Annotated in this window: 4 protein-coding genes; all 4 read right to left on the minus strand. The window is 68.9% G+C overall.

Annotated features, from left to right (window positions below; genetic code table 11):
- Window positions 1–167: 167 nt before the first annotated feature.
- The 4 genes from RB628_RS20755 to RB628_RS20770 all read right to left on the minus strand — a co-directional run bounded on the left by RB628_RS20755 (window position 168) and on the right by RB628_RS20770 (window position 5,815).
- The gene (locus RB628_RS20755) at window positions 168–974 is read right to left on the minus strand and encodes an amidohydrolase family protein (RefSeq protein WP_318321991.1); all 807 of its coding nucleotides are present in this window, start codon (window positions 972–974) and stop codon (window positions 168–170) included.
- Between the two features lie 12 nt (window positions 975–986).
- On the minus strand, window positions 987–2,165 hold the full coding sequence (locus RB628_RS20760; RefSeq protein ID WP_318321992.1) for an alpha/beta hydrolase family protein: 1,179 nt from the start codon (window positions 2,163–2,165) through the stop codon (window positions 987–989).
- A 344-nt stretch (window positions 2,166–2,509) separates the two neighbouring features.
- Window positions 2,510–4,012 carry an FAD-dependent monooxygenase gene (locus RB628_RS20765; protein ID WP_318321993.1) on the minus strand — a complete coding sequence of 501 codons (1,503 nt, stop codon included), beginning with the start codon at window positions 4,010–4,012 and terminating at the stop codon, window positions 2,510–2,512.
- Window positions 4,013–4,486: 474 nt separating this feature from the next.
- Window positions 4,487–5,815 (minus strand): amidohydrolase family protein, encoded by a 1,329-nt coding sequence (locus RB628_RS20770; RefSeq protein ID WP_318321994.1) that lies wholly within the window; start codon window positions 5,813–5,815, stop codon window positions 4,487–4,489.
- Window positions 5,816–6,539: the final 724 nt, after the last annotated feature.

The raw sequence follows: 6,539 nt of genomic DNA on the forward strand, positions 1-6,539 counted from the left end.
TGGTCGTCGAGCGTCGGATGGAGCAGCAGCCGGAAGTGGACCGAAACAGCGGTGTCGTACCCGCGTTGGGCCCACCGTGGCGGCCGACGCTCCGCCGGCGAATGTGGGCGGGATTGTTCGGGCGGGGTTCAGATGCACGCCGCCGAGCCCTGCTGGCGCGCGGCTCCTCAGCGCCAGCCGATCCAGTCGGCCACGGCGCGGCCCATGACGCTCTCCAGGTCGTGCCCCTTCAGCCAGGGCAGTTCCTCGGTGAACATTGTCACCGCCTGGCGCCATGGGCAGTGGAGGCGAGTGATGTCCGTGCCCCAGAACATCCGCTCCGCGCCGTATGCGTCGAAGACCTTCCGCAGTACGCCGTGGGTGCTGGCGAACGGGTACGCGTCCGTTGCCATGCTCGGTACGCCCGTAGCCTTGACCGCGATATTGGGGTGGCGTGCGAGGGCGAGCAGGGCGTCGAGGTGTGCGGTCGCATCGGGCAGCTTCTCGAACGGGTTGCACGCTAGGTGGTCGAGCATCAGGCGCATCTGCGGGTACCGGGCGGCGATGTCGCCGACGGCGGGCAGGTACGGGGGCATCACCATGAGCCCTATGGCGATGCCGCGCCGGTCGGCGGCCGCCCACAGCCAGTCGAGCCCGCCCGACGCGAGGCGGTCGGCCGTCTCCGGCGCCGCCAGCATGAAGCGCAGGCCCAGCATGCCGGGTTTGTCCAGCCATGCGTCGACGAGGGACTCGTCCGCGGCCTCGTCGAGGGGGAACCAGCCAAGGGTCGCGAACCGTTCTGGATGCTGCTTCGCCGCCTCGACCGCGTAGTCGTTCGCGTCGGCATCCCAGATCGCCGGACAGTTGACGGCGCGGTCCACGCCGGCCTCGTCCATGTCGCGCAGGGCGGTGCCGACGGTGTACGGCGCGCGCCAGTGGTGCGGCGGCGCGCTCTCGCCGGCCCAGAGGTGGATCTGTGCGTCGATGATCTGCACGGGGATTTCCTCTCAGTTCGTGATCTCGGGGCTCGGCCGGCCGCACAGGCGCGCTCTCGTCCAGTCGGCGACGAGGGCGTCGCGGTCGTGCTTGTGGTTGTAGACGCAGTGGTTGCCGTCGGAGAAGATCACCATCTGCGTGTCGTCCGTGGGCGCGCCCTTCAGTACAAGTTCCGCGAGGTCGTTCGAGACCATGGGATCCTTGCCGCCCTGCACGACCAGTAGCGGATAACCTGCGTTGGGCCCGTCGGCGAGCGGGGTGATGGTCTTCCACACGTCCATCGCACGGTCCGGGTCCTCTGTTCCGCAGGCGGCCACCATTTTGGAGAAGAAGGTCCCCATGGTTGGCGGTACGAGCCATGGGGCGTGGATGCCGCCGTTGTCGACGCACGCCCGGATCCGGGTGTCCTGCGCCGCGACGGCCATGGCTACGCTGCCGCCCATGCTGTTGCCGATGAAGCCGATCGGGCGGGCCGGCGAGCGCCCGGCGAGGAAGTCGACGGCTCGCCCGTAGGCGTCACGCCAGTGTGTCGTGAGGTAGTGATCGTGGATGAGCCGCGTTTCGCCCTGCCCTGGCCCGTCGAGCATCAGTGCGTCGATACCCCGTGCCGCGAGCGACTCGCCGAGGCTGTCGAAATCCATGGCCCAGCCCTCGACACCCCCGATGACGATGGCCGAGGCGGCAGCGGTGTCACACGCGAGGACCAGCCACCCCGTCAAGGGACCGCGTTCGGTTTCGATCGTGACGCGCTCGCGGTCGGCGCTCAGCGCGGCGGCTTGTGCGTAGAGCTCCGCCGCCCGCGCGAAGATCTGGCGACGCTCGGCAGTGTCGGACAGCATCATCATCTGGCTCATGCGGAGCAGGGCGGACGCACGGCGCAGGTACGCGATCCTGGTGGGCCTCCCTGCCAGTTCTGTGGCGCCCTCGACGCGACGCAGGCACACTGCCGCGAGCTCCGTGGCAGCCGAGCGCCAGTCCTGTCCCTCGACCACGCGGGCACGTACCTCGATGGCATCCGCGTAGTCGACGCCGTAGCCGGTCATGCGCTCCAACGGGAACTGTCGCAGCGCGGCCTGCGATTCGACCGAGAGCTTCGACGTGGCTTCCTCCGTCTCCATGCGGCTGCCGACGAAGTCGAGGGTCACGACCGGTGCCGGGCGGCCCTCGGCGACCTCCTGCTGTGCTGACATTCCTGAAGCTCCTCCTGTTCGGTCTGACGCATGGCGGTACGCCCAGCGGCTGTCCGGCGAGCTGCGGCAGCGAGATGCGCCTGTAACGGCCGCCGCAGTGAAAGGTGCAGCGCTGGAAAGCGGCCTGTCCGGGAATACTGGCAGCCGCAATTTCGATTACAACGTATCCGTAATGACATGTTGGCGCAACGGACAGGAGGCGCAAAGTACAGGTGTGGGTCAAGGCGCCAGGACGCGGCCTGAGTCGGCCGCCGGCTCGGCATCGTGTGGCTCGGACCCGCTCTCGCTGAAGTGGGCCGGGGTGCGCTGCGCGTCGAACAACGTTCGCGGTGCCGGGACGGCTGTCACCGCGGGGTGAACTCCTTGACCGCGGTGGTGAATGAGGCCGACCAGTCGGTCGTGATGATGCCGCCGATGTATCCGTCGGGCCGGATCAGGATCAACGTGTCGCCCGCGACGCCGTAGATGCTGGTCAGCTGGCCGGTGGCGTCGGTGATGTAGTCACTGTCGATTCCTCGCCCGCCGCGTACGGCGTAGCGGCGCAGTACGGCACCCCCGGCCGGCCACGTCAAGTTGGGCAGAGCCTCGGTGGCGTTGGGGCCGAAGGCCAGCACGGTGAAGTGCGGCCCCTGGAAGACCTCGAACAGGCGGCTGGTGCCGGGTGCGGTGCACGGCGCGTCCGGTGCCCGGTCGCCCACACGCAGGGTCTTGGTGGCCGGAGCGTCGGCGGGGGCAAGCGGGCCGCCGCGGTAGGAGAGCGAGAGCTGCCGCTCTTCGTCGCCGCGCTTCAGACCGGCGACACGGTGCTTGCTGAGGCTCTGGTACAGCTCGCTGGACTTGCCGAGGACGCCTGCGGCGATCGGGAGCCGTTCGGACTCGTAGCTGTCGAGCAGGCTGTCCGGCGCGCCGGCGATCGCCTGGCCGAGCTTCCAGCCCAGGTTGTAGACGTCCTGCACGCCGGTGTTGAGGCCCTGCGCACCGGCCGGGGTGTGCACGTGGGCGGCGTCGCCCGCCAGAAAGACCCGGCCCACGCGGTAGTGCTCGACGAGTCGGACGTTGGGCCGGAACGCCGAAGTCCAGGTGATGTCGCGGAGCTTGACGCCGGTTAGCGCGTAAAACTGGTCGGCCAGGGCGGCATGGTCGAGGTTCGGGGTCTCGCCCGGCTTCAGCCGGATCATCACCTGGAACTGGCCGGAGTGCGGCAGTGGGCAGGCTCCTGCGGATGCCCGGGGCCACATGTGCCACCGGTCGCGGGACAGTCCGTCGATCGTGCAGTCGATGATGAGGGTCTTGTCGGACTCGTCGGTGTCCCCGACGAAGCCGAGCCCGGTTGCCGCGCGGACGGCGCTCGCGCCGCCGTCGGCGCCGACGAGGTACTTGCTGCGCACCCGCTCGCCGGTGGAGAGCGTCGCCGTGACGCCGTCGGTGTCCTGTGTGAAGTCCTCCAGGGCGACCCCGTACTCGATGGTGAGTCCGAGGCGTTGGAGCAGGCGGTGCAGGATAGCGTCGGTGCGGTGCTGCGGCAGCAGCAGGATGTTGGGGTAGGGGACGTCCGGGGTCGGCTTGTTCCGCTGCTGCATTTTCCATGGCGCCGTGACAGGCCCGAGGTGAATGCCCGCGAGAGGGTAGGGCCCGCCCTCCGCGTGCGCTTCCTGGAGCACTCCGAGATCCTCGAGGACTTCCTGGGTGCGGGGCTGGACCCCCTTGGCGCGGGAGCCCTCGAAGGCGTGCGGTGCCTTGTCGACGACACGGACGCGAAGACCGCGCCGTAGCAGGTCGGCCGCGAGGGTGGAGCCGGTCGGGCCGCCTCCGGCGACGAGGACGTCGATGTCGTGGGGTTCTGTCATGGGGATCGACCTCACTTGATTCTCTCGAACGGGGCGGCGAGCGGCTGCGCTGTGCTGGGGGCCTTCGGGCTGGACCACGTGTCCCCGCTCGGCGGCGGGTGGGCACACGACTGGAAGGGGCGGTCCGGATGGCGTCGGGGTTTCCGCCGCGGCCCGCCTCCAGCGTTTTGGCTACGATGCAGGCACTCTTTTTCGGATACAGCGTATCCGTTTATTAGGGGAGAGGGCAAGCTGTGCGACCTGACCTGTCACGCCGCCGGTTCGCTTCTCCCCGGGTCGGGCGGGATGCGCACGGGCGGGTGCCTGCCGGGCCCCGTCGAGCCTTGAGGGCTCCGCGTGTACGGCCGTGTAAGGGCCGGCTGGGCTGTGTCCGGCGTCGGCACAGTGCAGACGAATGCCAGGCCGCACTGGGTCGGCACCCACCATCCTGCGGCGCTGGATACGCGTTTCGCATGGAAGTGCATGCCATTCGCGTCAGGACTCAGGGATGCCAGGCGCACCGAGTGTGCGCAGAAGCCGCTCGCCGGATTCCAGCAGCCTGCCCCTGACTTCCTGGAGATCCGCACCGAGCAGGGAATGAGCGCGCTTGCGCCACCGGCCGGCGATCATCACGGCCTCGATATTGGCAATGTCGGCGTGCAGCGCCGCGGCGACCGGGTCGTGGGCGGGCCAGAGATTCAACGAGCGAGTATCGATGACGACGAGGTCGGCCTGCATACCGGGCTCGATCCTGCCGACCTGGTCGGCCAGCCCCAGTGCTCTGGCCCCTTCGGATGTCGCCCATGCCAACGCTTGCTTGCCGGTGACCGATGCCCTCTCCGAAGCCGCGCCGGTCGATTGCCGATGACGCTCGTGGTCGAGGGCGCGTTGGTGGGCCAGAGCGATGCGCGCGGCAGTGAGGATGTGGCCGGGTGCGACGCTGTCGACATCGGTGCCGAGCGAGGGCGCCGCACCGAGCCGCAGCAGTGGCCCGGTGAGGGGCGTGCCGTGGCCTTGACCGAGTTCGTTCTCGGGGGTGATGGAGAAGGTGACATCGGCCTCGACCAGCGACTTGAGCCACTCGTCGGGCAGCCCCGCACCGTGCACGACATTGGTGCGCGATCCGAGCAGGCCGGCGGTGCGCACGGCGTCCCATGCGGCCGTTGGCTCGCCGCCGCTGTGATGCATGGATACGACGATGCCGCGCTCGTTGGCGGCCCTGAAATCGGCCACCGCGACGTCGGGGGTCGAGTATTGGGGCCCTTGGGCGGCCATCCCGAGCGTGAGCAGGGAATGTCGGCGGACGGGGCCGTCCAGCAGCCTGTCGATCTCGGGAAGCGGGTGGGTGATGTGGGGCGCCCGATAGGGCGTGCCATGCAGGAAGACGGCGCGTATCCCGGATTCCAGCAGTCCTTCTATAGCGGCATCGGCATGCTCGGGAGTCCGGTTGTTGTGACACCAGTCGCCGATCGTGGTGGTACCGCAGTTGATCTGGTTCAGTGCGCCGGCGAGATTGCCGATGAGCATGTCGTCGGGACTGTAGTGGCCGGCGAGCCCACCGTGCAGGTGGGTGAGATATTCGAGCAGGGTCCAGTCGGCACCCACGCACCGCAGTCCGGTCTGCCAGGTGTGCAGGTGTGCGTTGACCAGGCCTGGCATGACGATGCGTCCGGAGAAGTCGATGCTGTCGGCGTCCGTCACGTCAAGGCCGTAGCCCATGTCGGCGATGCGGTCGTTGTCGACAAGTACGTCGATGTGCTCGGCGTCGGGGCGGCCGGGCGTCAGAGTGATCACGCGTGCCCCGCGCAGCAGTGTGCGGCTCATGCAAGCCCCTCCCCGTACGAGGAGGGGCGACTCGTCGCGGTCATGTTGAAGCTCCTTGCCGGTGGCGTCGTTGCCTGGTTGGCGGCTCGGGTCAGGGTGCAGCTTCCGTGCGTCAAGCCGTGCGGCTGAAACGGGAGGTGGGCAGACCGGAGAAAGTTAACGGTTACAGTGTTGCCGTTACTCGGGCTCGCGTCAATGTGGTGGCTGGGCTGTGGGGGCCGTGGTGAGCGGTGTCGTGGCGCACCGGCCGTGCGGGATCGACTGTGTGGCGGGGTGGGGCGTCGTCGATGGCCGTGCCGGTGACCACGGGCTCGGCGCCGTCTTCGCCGAGTGGGCAGAAGTCCTACCGGTCCAGCCGTGCGGCGTAGGTCGTGTCGTCGAGCACCCGCCGGATGCCGGCGGACCCCTGCCTCGGTCGCTCCAGTGTCGACTCGTGCAGGTCTCTCGTCCGTACGGGCTGGCGTGGAGTCGAACTGTTGTTTGATCATCTGGCCGGGGTGCGGCCCGCTGCGTACGGCTTCCAGCCGAGTCCAACGATCGCGTGATGCGCCCGCTCCCGCGCTCGGCCTGAAGGCTTTGCGCGGCGGTTGAGGGGCAGGCCGGGGTGGCGTCCGGCCAAGTGGTGTAGCGGACAAGGCGCCGGAATCTGCAGGTCATCGCCGCATCGGTGCGGTTCGAGGCCGCGCATGGTGCTGACTGCAGGTCAGCCGCTGTGCGATCCGGG

Source organism: Streptomyces sp. ADMS (genome assembly GCF_033441795.1).
GTDB lineage: Bacteria > Actinomycetota > Actinomycetes > Streptomycetales > Streptomycetaceae > Streptomyces.